A 21927-nucleotide genomic window follows, 5' to 3' on the forward strand; every position below is an offset into this window, starting at 1 on the left:
ACGACATGGGGGCCTTCCGGGGGTCCGAAGGGCGCTCCACGGCGGTCACGTCAGCGGTGAGCCGTCCCGGTGACCGGGCCGTTCGAGGGGAGCACCCGCTCCGTCACAGCGGTGATGGGTCCCACCTCCCCGGGTCGTCGCCTCGGCCCGCGGTCGCCGTGTGCCACGGGCCGCGTGCCGCGCGCCTGGTCCGGCGCGGCGCGGTCACTCTACCCCGGCCGCTCCCGGGCGGTCATCGGCCGTTTCGGCGTCAGCGCAGGCCGGAGGCGTCGAACACGGCCCGGGCCGCCTCGGTGTCGGCGTCCGCCATCCCGGCGCACAGTCCGTCGAGTTCCAGGGTCCCGGTACGGAGCAGTCCGCTCTCCCGGGAGCGGCGGGCGCCCCGGTCCAGTTCGTGCCGGATCAGCGGGTTCACATAGAGCGTGACGGGATCGACCTCGGCCCGGTGGCCCTCGGCGTCCCGCAGGACGACCCGCTGGGCCATGCCGCCGCGCCGGGCGATCTGGGTGAGGAGATCCGTACGGACGCGGTGCTCGCGGACGAGCCCCCGGACGCGGATCCAGTCGTGGCCGACGGTGACCCGGGGCGGGTAGAGCACGGCGAAGAGGAGGGCCGCGAGCCCGCACCACAGGGCGGAGCGGGGCGCGTCGAGGGTGCCGCCGCCGAGATCGACGATATGCAGCAGGATCAGCAGGGCGAGGGCGCAGAAGGCGGCGGCCCAGAGATCGTGGGTCCATCTCCGGTCCTCGGCGAGCACCTCCCCGCCGTCGTCGCCCGTGCCGGGCCCGGCCGCCGCACCCTCGCGGCGCTCTCCGTGCGGCCCGTGATCGCCGTGGTTCCCGTGTTCTTTGTGGTTCCCGTGCTCTCCCGGCCCACCGGCGCGGCGCTGAGATTCCATGGCCGGGAGCGTAGGGCCGGTGGGGGCGTCCGTCCGCCGTTCCACCGGGTCGCTGACGATTTCCGTATGTCCGCGTCAATATCGCGTGAAGACGGGTGCGTTGGACGCCAGGGACGTGACAAGAGGGCGCGCGCCGGGAAATTCACGCCCCCACGCTGGGGGCGGCCCGGGTCACCGGGGTCGCTTCCGGAGGGGGATCACCTCGATGACCAGTAGTTCCACGGCGTACGGCGGCGCCGGAAAGGAGGCCGGGGAGCCCTGCCCGGCGATCGGCGGCCGGACCGGTTCGGCGGATCCACGGCCGGTACGGCCGCCGGATCCGGTGGCTCCGGCGGCCGTCGCGGCGCCGCCGCCGGGCCCGGGAACGCGGCCGGAACCGGACGGAGCGCCGGACTCCCCGCCGGGCGCCGGGGCTGAACGGAACGGCGGCCGGGACGGTGAACGAGGCGGCGACCCGGACGGCGACCGGAGCGAGCGGCACCGGTTGACCGCCGTCCAGGGGCTGGCCGCGCTCTCCCTCGACGCCATGGCGTCGGTGGCGTACGGGCCGGAGGCGATCGTGCTGGTCCTCGCGGCGGCCGGGGCCACCGGGCTCGGCTACACCCTGCCCGTGACGCTGGCCATCGCCGCCCTGCTGGCGGTCCTGGTGGCGTCGTACCGGCAGGTCATCGCCGCGTTCCCGGACGGCGGCGGATCGTATGCGGTGGCCCGGCGCCACCTCGGCAGACGTACGTCCCTGACGGCGGCGGCGTCCCTCGTACTCGACTACGTCCTGAACGTCGCCGTCTCCGTGACGGCCGGGGTCGCGGCTCTCACCTCCGCCTTCCCCGGCCTCTACGAGCACCGGCTCGGGCTCTGCCTCGGCGTCCTGGTCCTGGTCACAGCGGTCAATCTGCGGGGCATCGTCGACTCGGCGAAGGCGTTCGTCGTACCCACGGCCGTCTTCATCGGCTCCGTCCTGACCCTGATCGCGGTGGGCCTCTTCCGCGACGGGCCGGTCTCCACGGAAGCGGCGGCCGGACACGCCTCCGTCCTCGGCGAGAACGCCACCACCGTCGGCGCGCTGCTGCTGCTCAAGGCATTCGCCTCCGGGTGCTCCGCACTGACCGGGGTGGAGGCGGTGGCCAACGCCGTACCGTCGTTCCGGGCGCCCGCCGCCCGCAACGCCCAGCGGACGGAGATCGCGCTCGGCGCACTCCTCGGGGTGATGCTGATCGGGCTCTCGGTCCTCATCGGCCGGTTCCACCTCCAGCCGGTGGAAGGCGTGACGGTCCTCGCCCAGCTCGCGGACGCGTCACTCGGCCACGGCTGGGGCTTCTACGTCGTCCAGTTCGCCACCGTCGTCCTGCTGGCGCTGGCCGCGAACACGTCCTTCGGCGGGCTGCCCGTACTGATGTCGCTGCTGGCCCGCGACAACTATCTGCCGCATGTCTTCCGGCTGAAGGCGGACCGCGAGGTACACCGGTACGGGGTGGTGGCGCTGGCCGCCGTCGCCGCGCTGCTGCTGGTCTTCTCCGGCGGGGACACCAACACCCTCGTGCCGCTCTTCGCCATCGGCGTCTTCGTCGGTTTCACCATCTGCCAGACCGGGATGGTGGTCCACTGGCGGGCCCTGCGGTCACCGGGCTGGGCGCGCAAAGCGGTACTCAACGGGATCGGGGCGGCGCTGACCGGGGTGAGCACGGTGGTCGTGACGGCGACGAAGTTCACCGAGGGAGCCTGGCTGATCGTGCTGGCGCTGCCCGCACTCGTCCTGCTCTTCGAACAGGTGCACCGGGCCTACCGACGGCTCGACGACCGGCTCGGCCTCGGCCGGGTCCCGGCGGCGCCCCACCGCGACCGGTCCCTCGTCATCGTCCCCGTCTCCCACCTCTCCCGGCTCACCCGCGAGGCGCTCAACGCGGCGGTCTCCCTGGGCGACGAGGTACGGGCGGTGACCGTCACCCACCCCGGTACGGAGGACCGGGAGGCGGCGCGGGCACTGCGGCGGGACTGGGAACGGTGGGATCCCGGGGTGGACTTGGTGGAGCTGCACTCCGAACACCGGACGATCGGGCGGCCGGTGGCGGAGTACGTACGGCGGGTCTACAAGTACCACCCGCAGACCCGGGTGACGGTACTCATCCCGGAGCTGGAGCCGGAACGGCTGTGGCAGCGGCTGCTCCAGAACCAGCGGGGGGCGGTACTGGCGCACGCGGTGCGGCGGGACACGGAGGCGGTGATCTGCCGCCTCCGCTTCCGCGTGGGCGCCTCCCGCTGAGGGGCACGCGCCTGTTGGCCCCGCTGACCCGGAGCATGTGAGCGGCCCTCACCCTTTCATTGCCGACCGCGCCGTCGTGGGCGACGGGGGGACCCTCAGCGCCTCGGCCCTCCCGAGCACCGCCCGCGCCGTCTGTCCTGCCGGGCCGGGGCATCCCTCGCGCCTGCGGCCCGGTAGTGGGCTGGTCGCGCAGTTCCCCGCGCCCCTAAATGCTCTTCCCGGCACCGCCCTTGAAAGGGGCGCCGGGCTTTTCGAAGGCCGAGGGGAGGAGCAACCAGGGGCGCGGGGAACTGCGCGACAAGCCCACCACCGGCGCGCGGTCGCCCGACAACACCCGCCCCGCTGGGCGAACGGCGTGGGCCTCACCCGGAGAGCCGAGGCGCCCGGGGTCCCCCCATCGCCGAAGGCATAGGTTGGGGGGTCCCCCCGTCGCCGAAGGCACAGGGGGAGGAACTGCGCGACCAGCCACGACGGTGCCGCAGTCGGCACACGACAGCACCCGGCCGGGCGCTCCGCGCGGCCTTGGGCTCCCGGAGGGGAACGTTTCGTCAGGGCGTCGCCTCCGCCGGGGCGCCGCCGCGTAAGAGCGCCGCGCCCAGGGGGGTCAGGGTGTGCAGGACCGCGTTGCCGTGGCGCAGTGTGAGGACCAGGCCGGCCTCCCGCAGGACCGCCGCGTGCTGGCTCGCGGAGGCGAGGGAGACGCCCGCCCTGCGGGCCAGCTCGCTCGTGGTGCAGCCGTACCGGATCGCCTGGAGTATCGCGGAGCGGGTATGGCCGACGAGCCGCCCGAGGGAGGGCGCGAGGGCCCCGGCGGTCTCGCCGAAGACGGGATCGGGCGAATGGGCGACGGGATAGACCAGGACCGGCGGCAGACCGGCGTCCCGCAGGACGACGGGGGTGTCCCGGCAGAAGAAGGACGGCTGGAGCAGCAGCCCCCGGCCGTCGAGCCGGATCTCCCGGTCCACGGGATAGTCCGCTTCCAGTACGGGGGCGCGCCAGCGCAGCACGGGCGGCAGCGAGCAGAGGAGTTCGGCGGCTCCCCCGTCGAGCAGCGCCCGGCCGCGGACCGCGCGGTCGGCTTCGACTCTGGCTTGAATATGTGCCCAGTACGGTTCCACCGCGGCCCGGTGGTAGCCGCGGAGGGTGGTCAGCAGCCGGGACATCGGCGAGGAGAGCCCTTCGGCGAGCCCGGCGACCACGGGCGGGGTCGCGGCTCCCGGCGCGCCGGCGGGCGGAGCGGACTCGGGCATCTGTACGGGCTGCGCCGCAGGTCCCGCGGACCCGGACGGAGCCCCCGGCGCACGTGCGGCGGCACGGGCGGACGCACGGGATGCTGACGCGAGAGTCAGTTCGGAATGCAGCCGCACCGGCGGGGTCGCCCGTATCGCCGCGAGCCCCGATTCCAGGCCGCCGCCCGCTTCGGACGGGGTCAGGAAGTCCGGAAAATAACCCCGTGGTGGTACCAGTGCCGCCAGCAGGCTTGTTTCACCATTCAACCGCGCCCGTGTTTCCGACCGCCATTCCCCGAACATCACCGCACGTCGGCGCTCCCGCAAACGATGAAAACTGAGAATGGTCTCCCACAGGACATCCGGCTTTGCCGCCATTCTCACTCTGGCCAGATCGTCGCCGGTGAAATGGATACGGAGCACTGAACCCCCACTGTTGCACGAGCAATCGCCCCCTACCACTGAGTATGCACCCCATCACAACCGGTTACCACGGAGTTTCAGCCAGAGTTGAAAAGCCTCGCCCGGGACCGGTGCGAACCGAAAGGCTGTACCGCGTCGGGCAGGTTCCTTCTGTCTCCGATGGACGGCGCGAAGACCGTGGGGGGCTTTGCATCGTCCGGCGGCGGGTGACAGAAGGTGCGGCTCCCTGTCCGGCCGGGGTAATGGGGCGCGGCCCGAGGATGGGGATCCACGGGCCGCGCCCCGCCCGTGCGTCCGGGCGGAATCTCATCGTCCGTTCATTTCCGGCCCGGCCCGCAAAGCCGAATTCGGCAACGACATTTCAGAAGTCGCGCTAACCGCGGCACGTACGAACGCAATCAGAAGAGACGAAGGAGCGGGCGCCCCGCACATGGCGCCCGCTCCTTCCGTTCTGGGTTCCGGGACCGCCGCCGCCCGTCGAGGGATGGGTTGCGGACGGCGGCGGCCCCGGGGTTCGAAGGTCAGCGCGAATCGCTGCCCTGCGACTGGATCGCCGCCCGCCCGGCCTCCAGCCGGGCCACCGGGATCCGGAACGGCGAGCAGGAGACGTAGTCCAGACCCACCTCGTGGAAGAAGTGCACCGATTCGGGGTCGCCGCCGTGCTCGCCGCAGACGCCGAGTTTCAGCCCCGGGCGGGTGGCCCGGCCGGCCGCCGCCGCGCTGCGAACCAGCGACCCGACGCCGTCCCGGTCGATCGTCTCGAACGGGGAGACCCCGAAGATCCCCTTCTCCAGGTAGGCGGTGAAGAAGCTGGCCTCCACGTCGTCGCGGGAGAATCCCCACACGGTCTGGGTGAGGTCGTTGGTACCGAAGCTGAAGAACTCGGCGGCCTCGGCGATCTGGGCGGCCGTCAGGGCGGCCCGCGGCAGTTCGATCATCGTGCCCAGGGCGAGCTTGAGGGCGACGCCGGTGGCCGCCTCGACCTCGGCGATCACCGCCTGGGCCTCGTCCCGGACGATCTCCAGCTCCTGCACCGTACCGACCAGCGGGATCATGATCTCGGCGCGCGGGTCGCCCTTGGCGTCCTTGCGGGCGGCGGCGGCCTCGGCGATCGCCCGTACCTGCATGGCGAAGAGACCGGGGATGACCAGTCCGAGCCGGACGCCGCGCAGCCCCAGCATCGGGTTCTGCTCGTGCAGCCGGTGGACGGCCTGGAGCAGCCGCAGATCGTTCTCGTTGTGGTCCTTGCGGGCCTCGGCGAGGGCGACCCGGACCGACAGTTCGGTGATGTCGGGCAGGAACTCGTGGAGCGGCGGGTCCAGCAGCCGGACCGTCACCGGCAGTCCGTCCATCGCCTCGAACAGCTCGACGAAGTCCTTCCGCTGGAGCGGCAGCAGCTTCTCCAGCGCCTCGGCCCGCTCGTCGTCGTGGTCGGCCAGGATCAGCCGCTCCACCATCTCGCGCCGCTCGCCGAGGAACATGTGCTCGGTCCGGCAGAGCCCGATGCCCTGGGCGCCGAACCGGCGGGCGCGCAGGGCGTCCTCGGCGTTGTCGGCGTTGGCCCGTACCCGCAGCCTGCGGACCCGGTCCGCGTAGGCCATCACCCGGTGGACGGCGACGACGAGTTCGTCGGCGTCGTCGGCGCCCGCGTGCATCCGGCCCTCGAAGTACTCCACCACCGGGGACGGCACCACGGGCACCTCGCCCAGGTACACCTTGCCGGTGGAGCCGTCGACGGAGACCAGGTCGCCCTCCTCCACCACGGTCCCGCCGACGGTCATCCGCCGCCGCTTGGTGTCGACCTCCAGGTCCTCGGCGCCGCAGACACAGGTCTTGCCCATCCCGCGGGCGACCACGGCCGCGTGCGAGGTCTTGCCGCCGCGCGAGGTCAGGATGCCCTCGGCGGCGATCATCCCGTCGAGGTCGTCGGGGTTGGTCTCCCGGCGGATCAGGATGACCCGCTCGCCGGAGCGGGACCACTTGACGGCGGTGTACGAGTCGAAGACGGCCTTGCCGACGGCGGCGCCGGGCGAGGCGGCGATGCCCCGGCCGAGCAGCTCCGCCTCGGCCTGGTCGTCGAAGCGGGGGAACATCAGCTGGGCGAGCTGGGCGCCGTTGACCCGCTTCAGGGCCTCGGCCTCGTCGATCAGCCCCTGGTCCACCAGCTGGGTGGCGATCCGGAAGGCGGCGCCCGCGGTCCGCTTGCCGACCCGGGTCTGGAGCATCCAGAGCCGGCCACGCTCGATGGTGAACTCGATGTCGCAGAGGTCGAGGTAGTGGTTCTCCAGCGTCTCCATGATCTTCATCAACAGGTCGTACGACGCCTTGTCGATGGCCTCCAGTTCGGCCAGCGGGACCGTGTTGCGGATGCCCGCGACCACGTCCTCGCCCTGGGCGTTCTGGAGGTAGTCGCCGTAGACGCCCTGCTGGCCGCTGGCCGGGTCGCGGGTGAAGGCGACGCCCGTACCGGAGTCGGGGCCGAGGTTGCCGAAGACCATGGAGCAGACGTTGACGGCGGTCCCCAGGTCGTTGGGGATCCGCTCCTGGCGGCGGTAGAGCCGGGCCCGGTCGCCGTTCCAGGAGTCGAAGACCGCGGTGATCGCGAGATCCATCTGCTCCCGGGGGTCCTGCGGGAAGTCCCGGCCCGCCTCGGCCTTGACGATCTTCTTGAAGTGCTTGACCAGCTTCTTCAGATCGGCCGCGTCGAGATCGGTGTCGACGCCGACGCCCTTGGCGGCCTTGGCCTCCTCCAGCGCCTCCTCGAAGAGGTCGCCGTCCACCCCGAGCACGGTCTTGCCGAACATCTGGACCAGCCGGCGGTACGAGTCCCAGGCGAACCGCTCGTCGCCCGCCTGCCCGGCGAGACCGGTGACCGAGGCGTCCGAGAGGCCGATGTTCAGGACGGTGTCCATCATCCCGGGCATGGAGAACTTGGCGCCGGAGCGGACCGAGACCAGCAGCGGGTCACCGGGGTCGCCGAGCCGCTTGCCCATCCGGCTCTCCAGGGCGTCGAGGTGCGCACTCACCTCGGCCCGGAGCGCCGGGGGCTCCTCCCCGCCGTCGAGGTAGACCTTGCACGCCTCGGTGGTGATGGTGAAGCCCGGAGGGACGGGCAGCCCGAGGTTGGTCATCTCGGCGAGGTTGGCGCCCTTGCCACCGAGCAGGTCCCTGAGGTCCTTGTTCCCCTCGGTGAAGTCGTAGACGAACTTCTGATCGCGGAGATCCTGATTTTCCGACACGGCTCTCGACCCTTCGAGGCTCGGTGGCTGCCCTGACGGCGAGGAACATACCCAGATCGAAGGCGTCTGGGTACGTCCACTTGGCCGTCATACGGCCGTAACCACTCGTCCGCCACCGGATCGAAAGTCAACTGACGGGCAGGCGTCTTTACCCGTCCCCTTCACCCCTTGAACGCATCACCACGGGATGCCACGGAACGGCCGTCCGTCGGCACGGAGGGTGAGCGGTTCGGTGACACTCCGAACCCAGCCGGGGTGGCACGGAGTGCCACCCTTGCGAGTTCTGCAACCGCCCCTAAAACGCTCATCTGAGCGAGGGGCTTATCAAGGGTGGCGAGAATCACGCACCGGGGAGGGGTGCCGTTCCGTCATCCGGACCACGCGCCGTACGCGTCCGGCCCGGCCCGGAGCAGCCCGGGCCCGGCCCGGAAACGAGCGTCGGGCGGCCCCGGAGAGAGCCGCCCGACGCTCGGAACGGAGAAGGGTACGAGGAGACAGCGGACCGCCTCAGCCGCCCGAGGTGTCCAGTTCGGCCTCGGCGCCGACTCCGGCACAGTCGTACGGATCCTTCAGCCAGCCGTCCGGCAGCACCACCCGGTTGTTGCCGGAGGTCCGCCCGCGCGGCCCGTCGGCGCCCTCGGGCCACGGCTGGTCGAGATCGAGCAGCCCGAGACCCTCGTCCAGCTCGGCCAGCGACGAGGTGATCGCCAGCCGCTTGCGCATCTCGGAGCCGACGGAGAACCCCTTCAGATACCAGGCGACATGCTTACGGAAGTCGATCACGCCCCGGGACTCGTCCCCGATCCACTCCCCCAGCAGCTCGGCATGGCGGCGCATCACGGCGGCCACCTCGCGCAGGGTCAGCGCGACCCGCTCCGTACCGCCCTCGAAGGCGGTGACGAGATCGCGGAACAGCCAGGGCCGCCCCAGACAGCCACGGCCCACGACGACCCCGTCGCAGCCGGTCTCGCGGACCATCCGCAGCGCGTCGTCGGCGGACCAGATGTCGCCGTTGCCCAGGACCGGGATCTCCGGGACGTGCTCCTTCAGCCGGGCGATCGCCGACCAGTCGGCGGTGCCGCCGTAGTGCTGGGCGGCGGTCCTGCCGTGCAGGGCGATCGCCGTGACGCCCTCGTCGACCGCGATCCGGCCCGCGTCCAGGAACGTCAGATGGTCGTCGTCGATGCCCTTGCGCATCTTCATCGTCACCGGCAGCGCGCCCGCGTTGCCGACCGCCTCGCGCAGGATCGCCCGCAGCAGGGGCCGTTTGTACGGCAGGGCCGAGCCGCCGCCCTTACGGGTGACCTTGGGGACCGGGCAGCCGAAGTTGAGATCGATGTGGTCCGCGAGGTCCTCGTCGACGATCATCCGTACGGCCTTGCCGACGGTGACCGGGTCGACCCCGTACAGCTGGATCGAGCGCGGCGTCTCCGTCGCGTCGAAGTGGATCAGCTGCATGGTCTTGTCGTTCCGCTCGACCAGCGCCCTGGTAGTGATCATCTCGCTCACGAAGAGGCCCTTGCCGCCGCTGAACTCCCGGCACAGGGTGCGGAAGGGCGCGTTGGTGATCCCGGCCATCGGCGCCAGCACGACCGGCGGGCGGACGGTGTGCGGACCGATGGCGAGCGCCTCGGCGGGCGCGGACCCGGCCCCGGGGGCGGGGACGGCCGCCGCCGGGGGCGCGGGGGGCGTGGCGAGGGTGGTCATCGGTCCATTGTCGCGTATGGCGCACACGGCGCGGCGCGGTTGATCCGTCAACCGTACGATCGGGCTATGCCTGTGTCCCGGCTCACATCCCGGCGGCGCCTGCTCGTCCTGGGCATCTGCTGTATGAGCCTGCTGATCGTCAGCCTCGACAACACGATCCTCAATGTGGCGCTGCCGTCGATCGGGCGGGAGATGGACGCCTCCGTCTCCGGACTCCAGTGGACCATCGACGCGTACACCCTGGTCCTGGCGTCCCTGCTGATGCTCGCCGGATCGACGGCCGACCGGATCGGCCGCCGCCGGGTCTTCCTCGCGGGCCTCGCGCTCTTCACCGCCGGCTCGGCCCTCTGCTCGATCGCCCCGAGCCTGGAACTGCTGGTGGTCTTCCGGATGGTGCAGGCGGTCGGCGGCTCGATGCTCAATCCGGTCGCCATGTCGATCATCACCAATACCTTCACCGACCCGGTGGAACGAGCCCGCGCGATCGGGATCTGGGGCGGTGTGGTCGGGATCTCGATGGCCGCGGGACCGCTGGTCGGCGGAGTGCTGGTGGAATCGGTCGGCTGGCGCTCGGTCTCCTGGGTCAATATCCCGGTCGGGGTGCTCGCCCTGCTGCTGACCTTCCGCTACGTCCCCGAGTCCCGGGCGCCCCACCCCCGGCGCTTCGACCCGGTCGGCCAGCTGCTGGTCATCGCCCTGCTGGGGGCCACCACCTACGCGATCATCGAGAAGGACGCGGTCGCGGCGGTGATCGCGGCCGGCGCGCTCGTGGGGGTGCTCCGGTACGAGCCCCGGCGCCGCGAACCCCTGATCGATCTGCGGTTCTTCCGCAGCGCGCCGTTCAGCGGCGCCACGGTGATCGCGATCGCGGCCTTCGCCGCACTGGGCGGCTTCCTCTTCCTCAACACCCTCTACCTCCAGGACGTCCGCGGCTACGACGCCCTGCACGCCGGGCTCTACACGCTGCCGATGGCGGCGGTGACCCTGGTCGCCGCGCCGCTGTCGGGCCGTCTGGTGGGGGCGGTCGGGCCCCGGACGCCGCTGCTGATCGCCGGGGTGACGATGGCGGCGAGCGGGGTGCTCTTCGCGGCCTTCGACGCGGAGTCCTCGAACGCGCTGCTGTTCACCGGGTACGTACTGTTCGGCGTCGGCTTCGGCATGGTGAACGCGCCGATCACCGATACGGCGGTCTCCGGGATGCCGCGCTCCCAGGCCGGGGTGGCGGCGGCCGTCGCCTCCACCAGCCGCCAGATCGGCCAGACCCTCGGGGTCGCGGTGATCGGTACGGTACTGGCGGCGGGCGTCACCATCAGCCTCGGGACGGCCGCGCGGAGCGCCGACTACGCGGCCCGGTTCGCCTCGGCGAGCCGTCCGGCATGGTGGATCATCGCGGGCTGCGGCCTGCTGGTCCTGCTGGTCGGCGCGGCGACGACGGGCCGCTGGGCGCGGGCCACGGCACTCGGCTGCGCGGACCACCTCGCGGCCGCGGACCCCGCCGCGTCCCGAGTCGCAGGGTAACCGGGTCCGTCCCGGACGCGGGCCGCGCGGAGCGCCCAGCCGGGCGAATGCTGTCGGGCGACCGCGCGCCGGTGGTGGGCTGGTCGCGCAGTTCCCCGCGCCCCTAGGTTGCCCTCCTGGCCGCCCTCGAAAAGAGACGGCCCCTCATCCCGAGGACGGGTCCCTCTTTCAAGGGCGGCGCCGGGGAGAGCATTTAGGGGCTCGGGGAACTGCGAGAACGGCCACAGGCGGTCCGCAGACCGCCGACGACATCAGGTCGCCGGGCGCGGCCCGGGCAGTTCGGGGGCGGCGCACCGGAGAGCCAAGGCGCCGGGGGTTCCCCAGCACTCTCCGGAGCGCCGCTCCCGGGAGGGCGGCGTCAGGCCGACCGGTCGGACTGGGTCTCCGACTCCGAGGGGTCCGAGGGGGTCGACGCCTCGGAGGTCTCCGGGGCGGAGTCCGGCGTCGCGTCGGTGTCCGCGGAGCGCTGGCGCATCCGGGCCACCAGGTCGGCCTTCTGGTCGGCGGCGGCCCTGCGGTCGGCGACGCTCGCCGGACCGCCGGACTGCTGTCCGGAGCGGGACAGCTTGCGGCGCTGTCCGCCGACGCCGAGGAGGTTGTTTCGGCTCTTGGCCATGAGGTTCTCCCGTTCGGGGTGAGAAATGACTGGAGGGGTCAGAAGGGGGCGGGGCCGCGCCGGGGCCGCCGCCGCGCTCTCACTCGTAGATCTGGAAGAACGAATACATGGGGGTGACGTTACCCGGCCGATGGCGCCCGGGGCATCAGAGTTTCTCCGCCGCCCGCCCCCCGCCGCCCGCCGTCGGCACCGCCCGGCGCGCCGAAGGCCGGCCGGGCCCGGTGCCCGGCCGGCCTTCGGGGCCGGTCGTACGTGGGTCAGCAGCCCAGCAGACGGGCGCCCAGGTACGCCTGGATCTGGTCGAGGGAGACCCGCTCCTGCTTCATGGTGTCGCGCTCGCGCACGGTCACCGCGTTGTCGTCGAGGGTGTCGAAGTCGACGGTGACGCAGAACGGCGTACCGATCTCGTCCTGGCGGCGGTAGCGGCGGCCGATGGCGCCCGCGTCGTCGAACTCGATGTTCCAGTTCTGCCGCAGGTCGGCCGCCAGGCCCTTGGCCTTCGGGGAGAGCTGCGGGTTGCGGGAGAGCGGCAGCACCGCGACCTTCACCGGGGCCAGCCGCGGGTCGAGCCGGAGGACCGTGCGCTTCTCCATGACGCCCTTGGCGTTGGGCGCCTCGTCCTCGTTGTAGGCGTCGAGGAGGAAGGCGAGCATGGTCCGGCCGACACCGGCGGCGGGCTCGATGACGTACGGGGTCCAGCGCTCCCCGGCCTCCTGGTCGAAGTACGACAGGTCGGTGCCGGACGCCTTGGAGTGGGCGGAGAGGTCGTAGTCGGTACGGTTGGCGACGCCCTCCAGCTCACCCCACTCGTTGCCGCCGAACTGGAAGCGGTACTCGATGTCGGCGGTGCGCTTGGAGTAGTGCGAGAGCTTCTCCTGCGGGTGCTCGTACCAGCGCATGTTCTCCTCGCGCAGGCCGAGGCCGGTGTACCAGTTCCAGCGCTGGTCCATCCAGTACTGCTGCCACTGCTCGTCCTCGCCCGGCTTGACGAAGAACTCCATCTCCATCTGCTCGAACTCACGGGTCCGGAAGATGAAGTTGCCGGGCGTGATCTCGTTCCGGAAGGACTTGCCCATCTGGGCGATACCGAACGGGGGCTTCTTCCGCGAGGTCTGCTGGACCTGGGCGAAGTTGGTGAAGATGCCCTGCGCGGTCTCGGGGCGCAGATAGGCGATGGAGCCGGAGTCCTGGGTGGGGCCGAGGTGGGTGGCGAGCAGTCCGGAGAACTGCTTGGGGTCGGTGAAGGCGCCCTTGGTGCCGCAGTGGGGGCAGTTGATGTCGGCGAGGCCGTTCTCGGGCGACTTGCCGCCGTGCTTCTCCTCGTACGACTCGATCAGATGGTCGGCCCGGTACCGCTTGTGGCAGGAGGTGCACTCCGTGAGCGGGTCGGAGAAGGTCGCGACATGGCCCGACGCCTCCCAGACCTCGGTGGCCAGGATGACCGACGAGTCGAGACCGACGACGTCCTCGCGCGAGGTGACCATGTAGCGCCACCACTGGCGCTTGATGTTCTCCTTCAGCTCGACTCCGAGCGGCCCGTAGTCCCAGGCAGCGCGCTGACCACCGTAGATCTCGCTGCAGGGGTAGACAAAGCCACGGCGCTTGCTCAGGTTGACGATCGTGTCGATCTTGTCGGCGGCCACGGTGCTCTCTTCATAGGGACGACGGCTGGGCGAATGCCTCAGATTACCGGCGCGGGCGCCCCCGGGATCAAATCGAGGGGCCCCTGGACCGGAACCGGATTTCCACGGTCCTCGACAGGTAGCGGAGGTGCCGATTCCATCCCGTTTTCACCCTGGCTTGTTGACAATGGTTTCCAGTTTTGTTGAAAATGACAGTCATGAACGTACGCCATCTGATACCTCCGGCCGTCACCGCGGGAACGGCCGCCCTCGGGCTGCTCGCGCTGACGGCCTGCTCTTCCTCCGCCGACGCGTCGGACGGCCGGGAGGACGGCAAGCTGAAGGTGGTCGCGTCGTTCTACCCGATGCAGTTCCTCGCCGAGCGGATCGGCGGCGACCGCGTCACCGTCTCCACCCTCACCAAGCCCGGGGTCGAGCCGCACGATCTGGAGCTCAAGCCCCGCCAGGCCGCCCAGCTGGAGAAGGCGGGCTACATCCTCTACCTCAAGGGCGTCCAGCCCGCCGTCGACAGCGCCATCGAGAAGACGCCGGTCAAGCACAAGACGGACGCGGCGGAGCTGACCGGGACCGAGCTGCCCGCCACCGAGCCCCACCAGGAAGAAGACGGCCACGGGCACGCCGAAGGCGACGGCCATGACCACTCGGCCGAGGGCGGCGCCCCGGCCGGGGACGACCACGGCCACGACCACGGGAAGGGCGGCGGCGACCCGCACGTCTGGCTGGACCCGGTGAAGTACGCGGAGATCGCGGCCGGGGTCGGCACCGCCCTCGGCAAGGCCGACCCCGACAACGCCGCCGTCTACCAGAAGAACGCCGACACCCTGGTCGCCGAGCTGAAGGCGCTCGACGCCTCCTTCGAGCAGGGTCTGAAGAACACCACCACCCGCACCTTCATCACCACCCACAGCGCCTTCGGCCATCTCGCCGGGCGGTACGGGCTGATCCAGGAGGGCATCGCCGGAATCGACCCCGAGGCCGAGCCCAGCCCCGCCCGGATCAAGGAACTGCGGAAGGTGGCGACCGCCGACAAGGTCACCACCGTCTTCTTCGAGACCCTCGCCAGCGACCGGACCGCGAAGACCCTCGCCGGTGACGCCGGGCTGCGAACCGATGTCCTCGACCCGCTGGAAGGCATCACGGACAAGTCGAAGGGCCGCGACTACTTCGCGGTGATGAACGCCAATCTCACGGCGCTGAAGACCGCACTGGGGGCGAAATGAGTATCGCGTCGAGGTCGGCCTCCGAGCCGCCCGTCATATTCCTCGGCGGAGCCCGGGCCGCCCTCGGCTCCCGGCCCGTACTGCGCGGTATCGATCTGACCGTGGCCCGCGGCGAGGTCGTCGCCCTGCTCGGCGCCAACGGCTCCGGCAAGTCGACGGCCGTCCGCTCGGTGATCGGCCGGGTGCCGCTCACCGCCGGCCGGGTCGAGCTGTTCGGCACCGAGCTGCGGCGGTTCCGCGAGTGGGCCAGGGTCGGCTACGTACCGCAGCGGACCACCGCCGCGAGCGGGGTGCCCGCGACCGTCCGCGAGGTCGTCACCTCCGGCCGGCTCTCCCGCGCCCGGCTGGGCCTGCTCTCCCGGTCCGACCGGGCGGCCGTGGACCGGGCCATCGGTCTGGTCGGGCTCGCCGACCGGGCGAAGGACCCGGTGGAGGCGCTCTCCGGCGGACAGCACCAGCGGGTGCTGATCGCCCGGGCGCTGGCCGCCGAACCCGAGCTGCTGATCATGGACGAGCCGATGGCCGGGGTCGACCTGGCCAGCCAGCAGGTGCTCGCCGACACCCTCCGCGACCAGGTGTCGGCCGGGACGACCGTACTGCTGGTCCTGCACGAGCTGGGCGCCGTGGAGCCGCTGATCGACCGGGCCGTCGTACTGCGCGACGGCTGCGTCGTCCATGACGGGCCGCCGCCGAAGGCCGTGGGACAGCACGCGCTCCCCGGCCACGACCACGTACATCCGCACGCGGCCGACGAGCCGCTCCGCACGGGACTGCTGAGCTGACCATGGAAATCCTCGAAACGGCGTTCATGCAGCGGGCGCTGATCGCGGCCGTCCTGGTCGGGATCACGGCGCCCGCCATCGGCGTCTATCTGGTCCAGCGCCGTCAGGCGCTGCTCGGCGACGGCGTCGGCCATGTCGCGATGACCGGTGTCGGCCTCGGCTTCCTGCTCTCCACCAACCCGATCTGGATGGCCACCCTGGTCTCGGTCGCGGGCGCGGTCGCGATGGAGCTGATCCGGGCGTACGGCCGCACCCGCGGCGACATCGCGCTCGCCCTGCTCTTCTACGGCGGCATGGCGGGCGGCGTCATGCTGGTCAACGTCTCGGACACCGGGTCGACGGCCGATCTCAGCTCCTTCCTCTTCGGCTCGCTCTCCACCGTCTCCGACGCCGATCTGACCGCGATCGCCCTGCTGGCCGGGTTCGTGGTGCTGGTCACCGTCGGGCTGCGGCGGCAGCTCTTCGCCGTCAGCCAGGACGAGGAGTTCGCCCGGGTCACCGGACTGCCGGTCCGGGCGCTCAATCTGCTGATCGCGGTGACCGCGGCGGTCACGGTCTCGGTCGCCATGCGGGTGGTCGGGCTGCTGCTGGTCAGCGCCCTGATGGTGGTCCCGGTGGTGGCCGCGCAGCAGCTCACCCGGTCCTTCCGGGCGACCTTCGCGCTGGCCGTGGGCATCGGGGTCGCGGTCACCCTGGCGGGCACCACGACCTCGTACTACCAGGACGTACCGCCCGGGGCGACGATCGTCCTGCTGGCGATCGGGGTGTTCGGCCTGCTGGCCGTGCTGGCGGCGCCGCTGGCCAGGCGCCGGGCGAAGGCCGCCGAGGCGACGGTGACCGGGGAGTGCGGGGTGCCGGGGGTCCGCGTCCCGCGCGACGACGTCACGGTCTGACGGCCGCCGGGGAAACGTACCGAAGCCTTGCGGCAGCCTTACCGGGCGGGGACGCGAAGGCGGTACGGGCCCGGCGGGAAGCCGGTACGGGCGCCGCTCGACCGGCGGGTCGCGCCGACCGGTGCCGTACGCGGCGCGGGGCCTGGCAGAATTGGCCGTGACACGTTGTGCGGTCGATGGAGGAGGCACCTGTGGCGACGGCGCCATCCGGCGGAAACACCACCCCCGTGCGAGGCCGGTCGACCCGGCAGCGCGCCGCGGTGGCGGCCGCGCTCAACGAGGTGGACGAGTTCCGCAGCGCCCAGGAGCTCCACGACATGCTCAAACACCGGGGCGACTCGGTGGGCCTGACGACGGTCTACCGCACCCTTCAGTCGCTGGCGGACGCGGGCGAGGTCGATGTACTGCGCACCAGCGAAGGCGAGTCCGTCTACCGGCGCTGCTCCACCGACGACCACCACCACCATCTGGTCTGCCGGGTCTGCGGCAAGGCGGTCGAGGTCGAGGGCCCGGCCGTGGAGTCGTGGGCCGAGTCGGTGGCCGCCCAGCACGGCTATGTGAATGTGGCGCACACCGTGGAGATCTTCGGTACGTGCGCGGAGTGCGCCGCCGCGGCGGCGGCCCAGGGCTGAGACGTACGGCCGGGATCCGAGCCGTAGGCAACAGACGGACCGGCGGGGGAGGGCGATGCCCGCCCCCGCCGTCGTACATCCGGATCCGGGAGTACCGAGTACCGAGTACCGAGTACCGGGAGAGTACGGGGCCGGGGTCAGCGGCCCTGTGCGGGGACCTCGTTCGGCTTGGCGCCGCCGAAGCGCCGGTCGCGCTGGGCGTACTCCAGACAGGCCCGCCACAGGTCGCGCCGGTCGAAGTCGGGCCAGAGCACGTCCTGGAAGACCATCTCGGCGTACGCGCTCTGCCAGAGCAGATAGTTCGAGGTGCGCTGTTCGCCGCTGGGCCGCAGGAAGAGGTCCACATCCGGCATGTCCGGGTAGTAGAGGTACTTCCGCAGCGTCTTCTCATTGACCTTGGACGGGTCGAGACGGCCCGCCGCGACCTCCTGGGCGACCCGCTGCGCGGCGTCGGCGATCTCGGCCCGGCCGCCGTAGTTGACGCAGAAGTAGAGCGTCATCGCGTCGTTGTCCTTGGTCTGCTCCTGGGCGATCTGGAGCTCCTGGACGACCGACTTCCACATCTTCGGCATCCGGCCGACCCAGCGGATCCGGATGCCCAGGGCGTCCATCTCGTCCCGGCGGCGGCGGATGACGTCCCGGTTGAAGTTCATCAGGAAGCGGACCTCGTCGGGCGAGCGCTTCCAGTTCTCGGTCGAGAAGGCGTACAGCGACAGATTGCCGACGCCCATCTCCAGACAGCCCTTGAGGACGTCGAGGACGACGCCCTCGCCGACCTTGTGGCCCTCGGTGCGGGGCAGACCGCGTTCCTTGGCCCACCGCCCGTTGCCGTCCATCACGACCGCGACATGGTTGGGGACCAGCTCGCCGGGGATCTTCGGCGGCCGCTCGCCGGACGGATGCGGCTCGGGGACCTGGTACTCACGGCGGTTACGGCCGAGGATTCCGCGTCGTGCCATTGCGGCTCTCACTTCTCCTGTGTGCGATGCGAGTGATTACTGGTCGGTCGTCGGGCGTCGTCGAAGGCATCGAGGGGATGCCGGAAGGGCGTCATACGGACGTCATACGGGGGCCGAGCGGGCGTCATGAGCGGTGTCGCCGGGCGCGGGGCTCCGTACGGTGCCGTCCTTGTCGACATAGCGCAGGGACCGCAGCCCCCGCTCCAGATGCCAGTGCAGATAGGCGGAGACCAGTCCGCTGCCCTCCCGGACGTGCCGCTGCTCACAGGCGTCGGCGGTGGGCCAGTCGCCGGTCAGCAGCGCGCTGAGCAGTCCGATGGCCTCGGTCGAGGGGACGACGCTCCCCGGTACCCGGCAGTCGGCGCAGATCACACCGCCCGCCGCGACCGAGAAGAACCGGTTGGGCCCGTCGAGGCCGCACCGGGCGCAGTCCACGAAGCTGGGCGCGTAGCCGTTGACCGCGAGGGAGCGGAGCAGAAAGGCGTCGAGGATGAGCCGGGGGGCGTGCTCGCCCCGGGCCAGCGCCCGCAGCCCGCCCACGAGCAGCAGATACTGCTGGACGGCGGGCTCGCCCTCGTGGTCGGTGAACCGCTCGGCGGTCTCCAGCATGGCGGTACCGGCGGTGTAGCGGGCGTAGTCGCCGACGATGGCCCCGCCGTAGGGGGCGATGGTCTCGCTCTGGGTACAGAGCGGCAGGCCGCGGCCGACCAGCTCACTGCCCCGGGCGAAGAACTGGATGTCGACATGGGAGAACGGCTCCAGCCGGGCCCCGAACTTCGACTTGGTGCGCCGCACTCCGCGCGCTACGGCCCGCACCCGGCCGTGGCCCCGGGTCAGCAGGCTGATGATGCGGTCGGCCTCGCCCAGCTTCTGAGTGCGCAGGACGACGCCTTCGTCGCGGAACAGGCTCATGGAGTCCATTCTCGCGTACGCGGCGGGGCGCCATGGCGTCTCCGCCGGATCGGGCGGGATCGGGGCGCCCCGGTCGGGACCGGTCAGGACCGGTCGGACCCGGCGGCCGACGGGATCCGCGGGGCAGCGGGCGCCGGGGCCCCCATTGCCGGAGGCATAGGGGGCGGAACCGCGCGACAAGCCGCCCACCGGGCGCGGACCGGGAACGACGCGCACCCGCCGGGTGGCACCGGGCAGCCGGCGGGTGCGCGGCGGTCCGGGCCTACGGCGCCGGTTCCTCCGGGGGCGCGCCGTGGAGGTAGCGGCTCGGGGACGTACCGACCGTCCGTCTGAACGCCGCCAGAAAGGCGCTGGCCGTCGCGTAGCCGACGGCATGCGCGACCCGTGAGACCGGCTGCCCCTCGGCGAGCAGCGGCAGGGCCGCCCGCAGCCGGGTATGGGTACGCCAGCGGTCGAAGTTCATCCCGGTGTCGGCGGCGAAGAGCCGGGTGAGGGTACGGCGGCTGACGCCGACGGCCCGTGCGTGGGCGTCGAGTCCGCGCGGATCGGCCGGGTCGGCGGTGAGCGCGTCGGCCACCGCCCGTACCCGGGGATCGGCGGGCTCGGGTACGTCGATGGGCGCGGCGGGCAGCGGGCGCAGCAGATCCGGTACGACGGCTTCCGCCCGGAGTCTGGCTCCGGCGGTGAGGTCGTCCCGGCCGAGGTGGACGATCAGCCGGGCGAGCAGCCCGTCGACGGCGACGGCCGTGGGCTCGGTCCACTCGACGGAGCAGCGGTCGGGAACGAAGTAGAGGGAGCTGAGCAGGGCGCCCCGGGTGGCACCGGTCCGGTGGACGATTCCGGCGGGGATCCACAGGGCACGGGTCGGCGGCAGCACCCAGTAGGTGTCGTCGATGGCGACGCCGATGACGCCCCGGCGGCTCCAGGCGAGTTGGTGATGGGTGTGGCTGTGGGCGGGGAACCACTCGCCGGAGGTGATGGGGAAGCTGCCGACGACGATCGCACCGGCTCCGTCGGGGGCGGGGCAGGGCTCGGGCCACCGGGTCACGGGGGCTCCTTCCGGGGCCGGGCCGCGCCTCGCACCCGGGCTCGCACATGGTTCGTACACGGCTCGCGCACGGACCGGCGCACGGCTCGCGGGAAGGCCCGCGGACGCGCTGTCCTCTATGCGCTATCACTTGTCCCGGTAGCGTATCGCGGCTGCCGAGGAGGCTGCGTAGCGTCGCGGTATGACGACAACATCCCAGGTCAACACGGGTGTACGGCAGCGCGCCCGGGCACTCGTGGTGCTCTCCTTCATCCATTTCATGCTGGTCCTCGACGACTCGGTGGTGAATGTCGCGCTCGCCACCGTCCGGGACGACCTCGGCTTCGGCCCGGCGGGTCTGGCCTGGGTGGTCAACGCCTACTTCCTGGCCTTCGGCGCCCTGCTGCTGGTCGGCGGGCGGGCGGCCGACCTGCTGGGCCGCCGGACGGTCTTCCTCACCGGCGTCGCGCTCTTCGGGGCGGCGAGCCTGCTCTGCGGACTGGCCCAGGAGCCCTGGCAGTTGGTGGCCGGCCGGTTCCTCCAGGGCACGGGCGCGGCCCTGGCGAGCCCGGCGGCGATGTCACTGATCACCCTGATGTATCCCGGCGACGGCGAGCGGGCGAAGGCGATGGGCGTCTGGGGCGGGGTGGCCGTGCTCGGCGGCACGACCGGTCTGGTGATCTCCGGTGTGGTGACGGATCTGCTCTCGTGGCGCTGGGTGTTCCTGATCAATCTGCCGATCGCGGCGGCGGCGCTCCTGATGGCGCCGAGGCTGCTGCCCGCGGACGAGCGGCGGCCCGGGACGCGGATCGACGTCCCCGGGGCGCTGCTGGGTACGGGCGCGCTGCTGGCCCTGGTCCACGGGCTGCTGCGGGGCGCCGAACACGGCTGGGACCCGGCCGCGGCCGTACCGCTGCTGCTCGCGGCGGTCCTCGGCGGCGGGTTCCTCGCGGTCGAGGCCCGGACGGCCGACCCCCTGGTGCCGCTCGCCTTCCCGGCCCGGCGGTCACGGGCGGTGGCCCTGGTGGCGTCGCTGCTCTTCACGGCCGCGTTCTTCGCGCTGTCGTTCCTGGTGATGCTGCGGCTCCAGAACGAGCTGGGGTACGGGCCGCTGGCGGCGGGGCTCGCGTATCTGCCGTATGCGGCGGGCGTGTTGGCGGGAGTACGGCTCTCCTCGTGGACGGTGGCCCGCTACGGCGTCCGCCCACCGCTGGTCGTCTCGTTCCTGGTGAGCGCCGTGGGCCTGCTGATGCTCTCCGGCATCACGGCCGGGACCGCGTATCCGGCGGGCGTCGCGCCCGGACTGCTCGTGGCGGCCCTCGGTTCGGGCCTCGGCTTCCCGGCCCTGGCGATCGCGGCGGTCGCCGACACCACGGAACGCGACGCGGGCCTGGCGTCGGCGCTGCTCGGCTCGGTCCAGCAGGTGGGCGGCGCGGTGGGAATCGCGGCGCTGGTCGGGATCGCGGCGGCGGAGGGCTTCGCGTTCGCGCTCCACGCGGCGGCGGCGCTGCTCCTCGCGGGAGCGCTCCTCGTCGCGCTGCTCCTCCCCGTAAGTCCCCGGGTTCCACCCGGGCGGCGGTCGTAGTTGCCGGCCCGCGCCCCGGTGGCCGGTTGCTCGCGCAGTTCCGCCCCCTATGCGTTCAGCAATGGGGGACCCCCAGCGCCTCGGCTCTCCGGATCACCGCCTCACTACCCGGGCCGCACCCGGCGACCTGCTGTTGTTCGCGGTCTGCGGCCCGCCTGTGGCTGGTCGCGCAGTTCCCCGCGCCCCTCGGTTGCTCCCTCTCGCCGGCCTGTGGGATTCAGGCTTCTCAAGGAGGGGCAGGCGGAGGCTTTTAGGGGCGCGGGGAACCGCGCGACCAGCCACGGGCGGCGCGCGGTCGCCCGACAACGTCCGCCCGGCTGGGCGGATGGCGCGGGCCTCACCCGGAGGGCCAAGGCGCTGGGGGTCCCCCCAGCGCCGAAGGCA

General features: G+C 72.0%; 16 protein-coding genes. 7 read left to right on the forward strand and 9 right to left on the reverse strand.

Annotated elements, in window-relative coordinates; genetic code table 11:
- Nucleotides 1-250: 250 nt before the first annotated feature.
- On the reverse strand, nucleotides 251-898 hold the full coding sequence (locus tag ABZ714_RS03670) for a hypothetical protein (protein WP_358823489.1): 648 nt from the start codon (nucleotides 896-898) through the stop codon (nucleotides 251-253).
- A 205-nt stretch (nucleotides 899-1103) separates the two neighbouring features.
- Here ABZ714_RS03670 and ABZ714_RS03675 point away from each other — a divergent pair, with 205 nt between their 5' ends.
- Entirely contained in the window at nucleotides 1104-3158 is a 2055-nt protein-coding gene (locus ABZ714_RS03675; RefSeq protein WP_358823490.1) for an APC family permease, read from the forward strand.
- Between the two features lie 548 nt (nucleotides 3159-3706).
- Here ABZ714_RS03675 and ABZ714_RS03680 read toward each other — a convergent pair.
- The 3 genes from ABZ714_RS03680 to dusB all read right to left on the reverse strand — a co-directional run bounded on the left by ABZ714_RS03680 (nucleotide 3707) and on the right by dusB (nucleotide 9756).
- Nucleotides 3707-4810, reverse strand: a complete 1104-nt coding sequence (locus ABZ714_RS03680) for a helix-turn-helix domain-containing protein (protein ID WP_358823491.1) — start codon at nucleotides 4808-4810, stop codon at nucleotides 3707-3709.
- Nucleotides 4811-5331: 521 nt separating this feature from the next.
- A complete protein-coding gene (gene ppdK, locus ABZ714_RS03685; RefSeq protein WP_358823492.1) occupies nucleotides 5332-8049 on the reverse strand; it encodes a pyruvate, phosphate dikinase in 2718 nt (905 codons plus the stop codon).
- A 507-nt stretch (nucleotides 8050-8556) separates the two neighbouring features.
- Entirely contained in the window at nucleotides 8557-9756 is a 1200-nt protein-coding gene (gene dusB, locus ABZ714_RS03690) for a tRNA dihydrouridine synthase DusB (protein WP_358823493.1), read from the reverse strand.
- A gap of 72 nt (nucleotides 9757-9828) precedes the next feature.
- Between dusB and ABZ714_RS03695 the strand changes: the two genes are divergently transcribed.
- Nucleotides 9829-11274 (forward strand): MFS transporter, encoded by a 1446-nt coding sequence (locus ABZ714_RS03695; RefSeq protein ID WP_358823631.1) that lies wholly within the window; start codon nucleotides 9829-9831, stop codon nucleotides 11272-11274.
- A 358-nt stretch (nucleotides 11275-11632) separates the two neighbouring features.
- On the opposite strand, the gene ABZ714_RS03700 is transcribed toward ABZ714_RS03695, so the two are convergent.
- Nucleotides 11633-11890, reverse strand: a complete 258-nt coding sequence (locus tag ABZ714_RS03700) for a DUF6243 family protein (protein WP_358823494.1) — start codon at nucleotides 11888-11890, stop codon at nucleotides 11633-11635.
- 257 nt (nucleotides 11891-12147) lie between these two features.
- Nucleotides 12148-13533 (reverse strand): glycine--tRNA ligase, encoded by a 1386-nt coding sequence (locus ABZ714_RS03705; RefSeq protein ID WP_358823495.1) that lies wholly within the window; start codon nucleotides 13531-13533, stop codon nucleotides 12148-12150.
- Between the two features lie 197 nt (nucleotides 13534-13730).
- Here ABZ714_RS03705 and ABZ714_RS03710 point away from each other — a divergent pair, with 197 nt between their 5' ends.
- From ABZ714_RS03710 to ABZ714_RS03725, 4 genes are all read left to right on the forward strand, one after another.
- A complete protein-coding gene (locus ABZ714_RS03710; protein WP_358823496.1) occupies nucleotides 13731-14753 on the forward strand; it encodes a metal ABC transporter substrate-binding protein in 1023 nt (340 codons plus the stop codon).
- Nucleotides 14750-15535 (forward strand): metal ABC transporter ATP-binding protein, encoded by a 786-nt coding sequence (locus tag ABZ714_RS03715; protein ID WP_358823497.1) that lies wholly within the window; start codon nucleotides 14750-14752, stop codon nucleotides 15533-15535. The genes ABZ714_RS03710 and ABZ714_RS03715 overlap by 4 nt, the downstream gene beginning before the upstream one ends.
- Nucleotides 15536-15537: 2 nt before the next feature.
- Nucleotides 15538-16428 (forward strand): metal ABC transporter permease, encoded by an 891-nt coding sequence (locus tag ABZ714_RS03720; protein WP_358823498.1) that lies wholly within the window; start codon nucleotides 15538-15540, stop codon nucleotides 16426-16428.
- 191 nt (nucleotides 16429-16619) lie between these two features.
- Nucleotides 16620-17060, forward strand: coding sequence for a transcriptional repressor (locus tag ABZ714_RS03725; RefSeq protein ID WP_358823499.1), 441 nt, complete (start codon nucleotides 16620-16622; stop codon nucleotides 17058-17060).
- Nucleotides 17061-17197: 137 nt separating this feature from the next.
- Here the strand turns inward: ABZ714_RS03725 and ABZ714_RS03730 are convergent, their stop codons facing one another.
- The 3 genes from ABZ714_RS03730 to ABZ714_RS03740 all read right to left on the reverse strand — a co-directional run bounded on the left by ABZ714_RS03730 (nucleotide 17198) and on the right by ABZ714_RS03740 (nucleotide 19979).
- Nucleotides 17198-18019: an isoprenyl transferase gene (locus tag ABZ714_RS03730; RefSeq protein ID WP_358823500.1), complete on the reverse strand. Its 822-nt coding sequence runs from the start codon at nucleotides 18017-18019 to the stop codon at nucleotides 17198-17200.
- Between the two features lie 102 nt (nucleotides 18020-18121).
- Nucleotides 18122-18931: a DNA repair protein RecO gene (gene recO / locus ABZ714_RS03735; protein WP_358823501.1), complete on the reverse strand. Its 810-nt coding sequence runs from the start codon at nucleotides 18929-18931 to the stop codon at nucleotides 18122-18124.
- Between the two features lie 262 nt (nucleotides 18932-19193).
- The gene (locus ABZ714_RS03740; RefSeq protein ID WP_358823502.1) at nucleotides 19194-19979 is read right to left on the reverse strand and encodes a helix-turn-helix transcriptional regulator; all 786 of its coding nucleotides are present in this window, start codon (nucleotides 19977-19979) and stop codon (nucleotides 19194-19196) included.
- Between the two features lie 181 nt (nucleotides 19980-20160).
- On the opposite strand from ABZ714_RS03740, the gene ABZ714_RS03745 reads away from it, so the two are divergent.
- Nucleotides 20161-21543, forward strand: a complete 1383-nt coding sequence (locus ABZ714_RS03745; protein ID WP_358823503.1) for an MFS transporter — start codon at nucleotides 20161-20163, stop codon at nucleotides 21541-21543.
- Nucleotides 21544-21927: the final 384 nt, after the last annotated feature.

Source organism: Streptomyces sp. NPDC006798 (assembly GCF_040635975.1).
GTDB lineage: Bacteria > Actinomycetota > Actinomycetes > Streptomycetales > Streptomycetaceae > Streptomyces.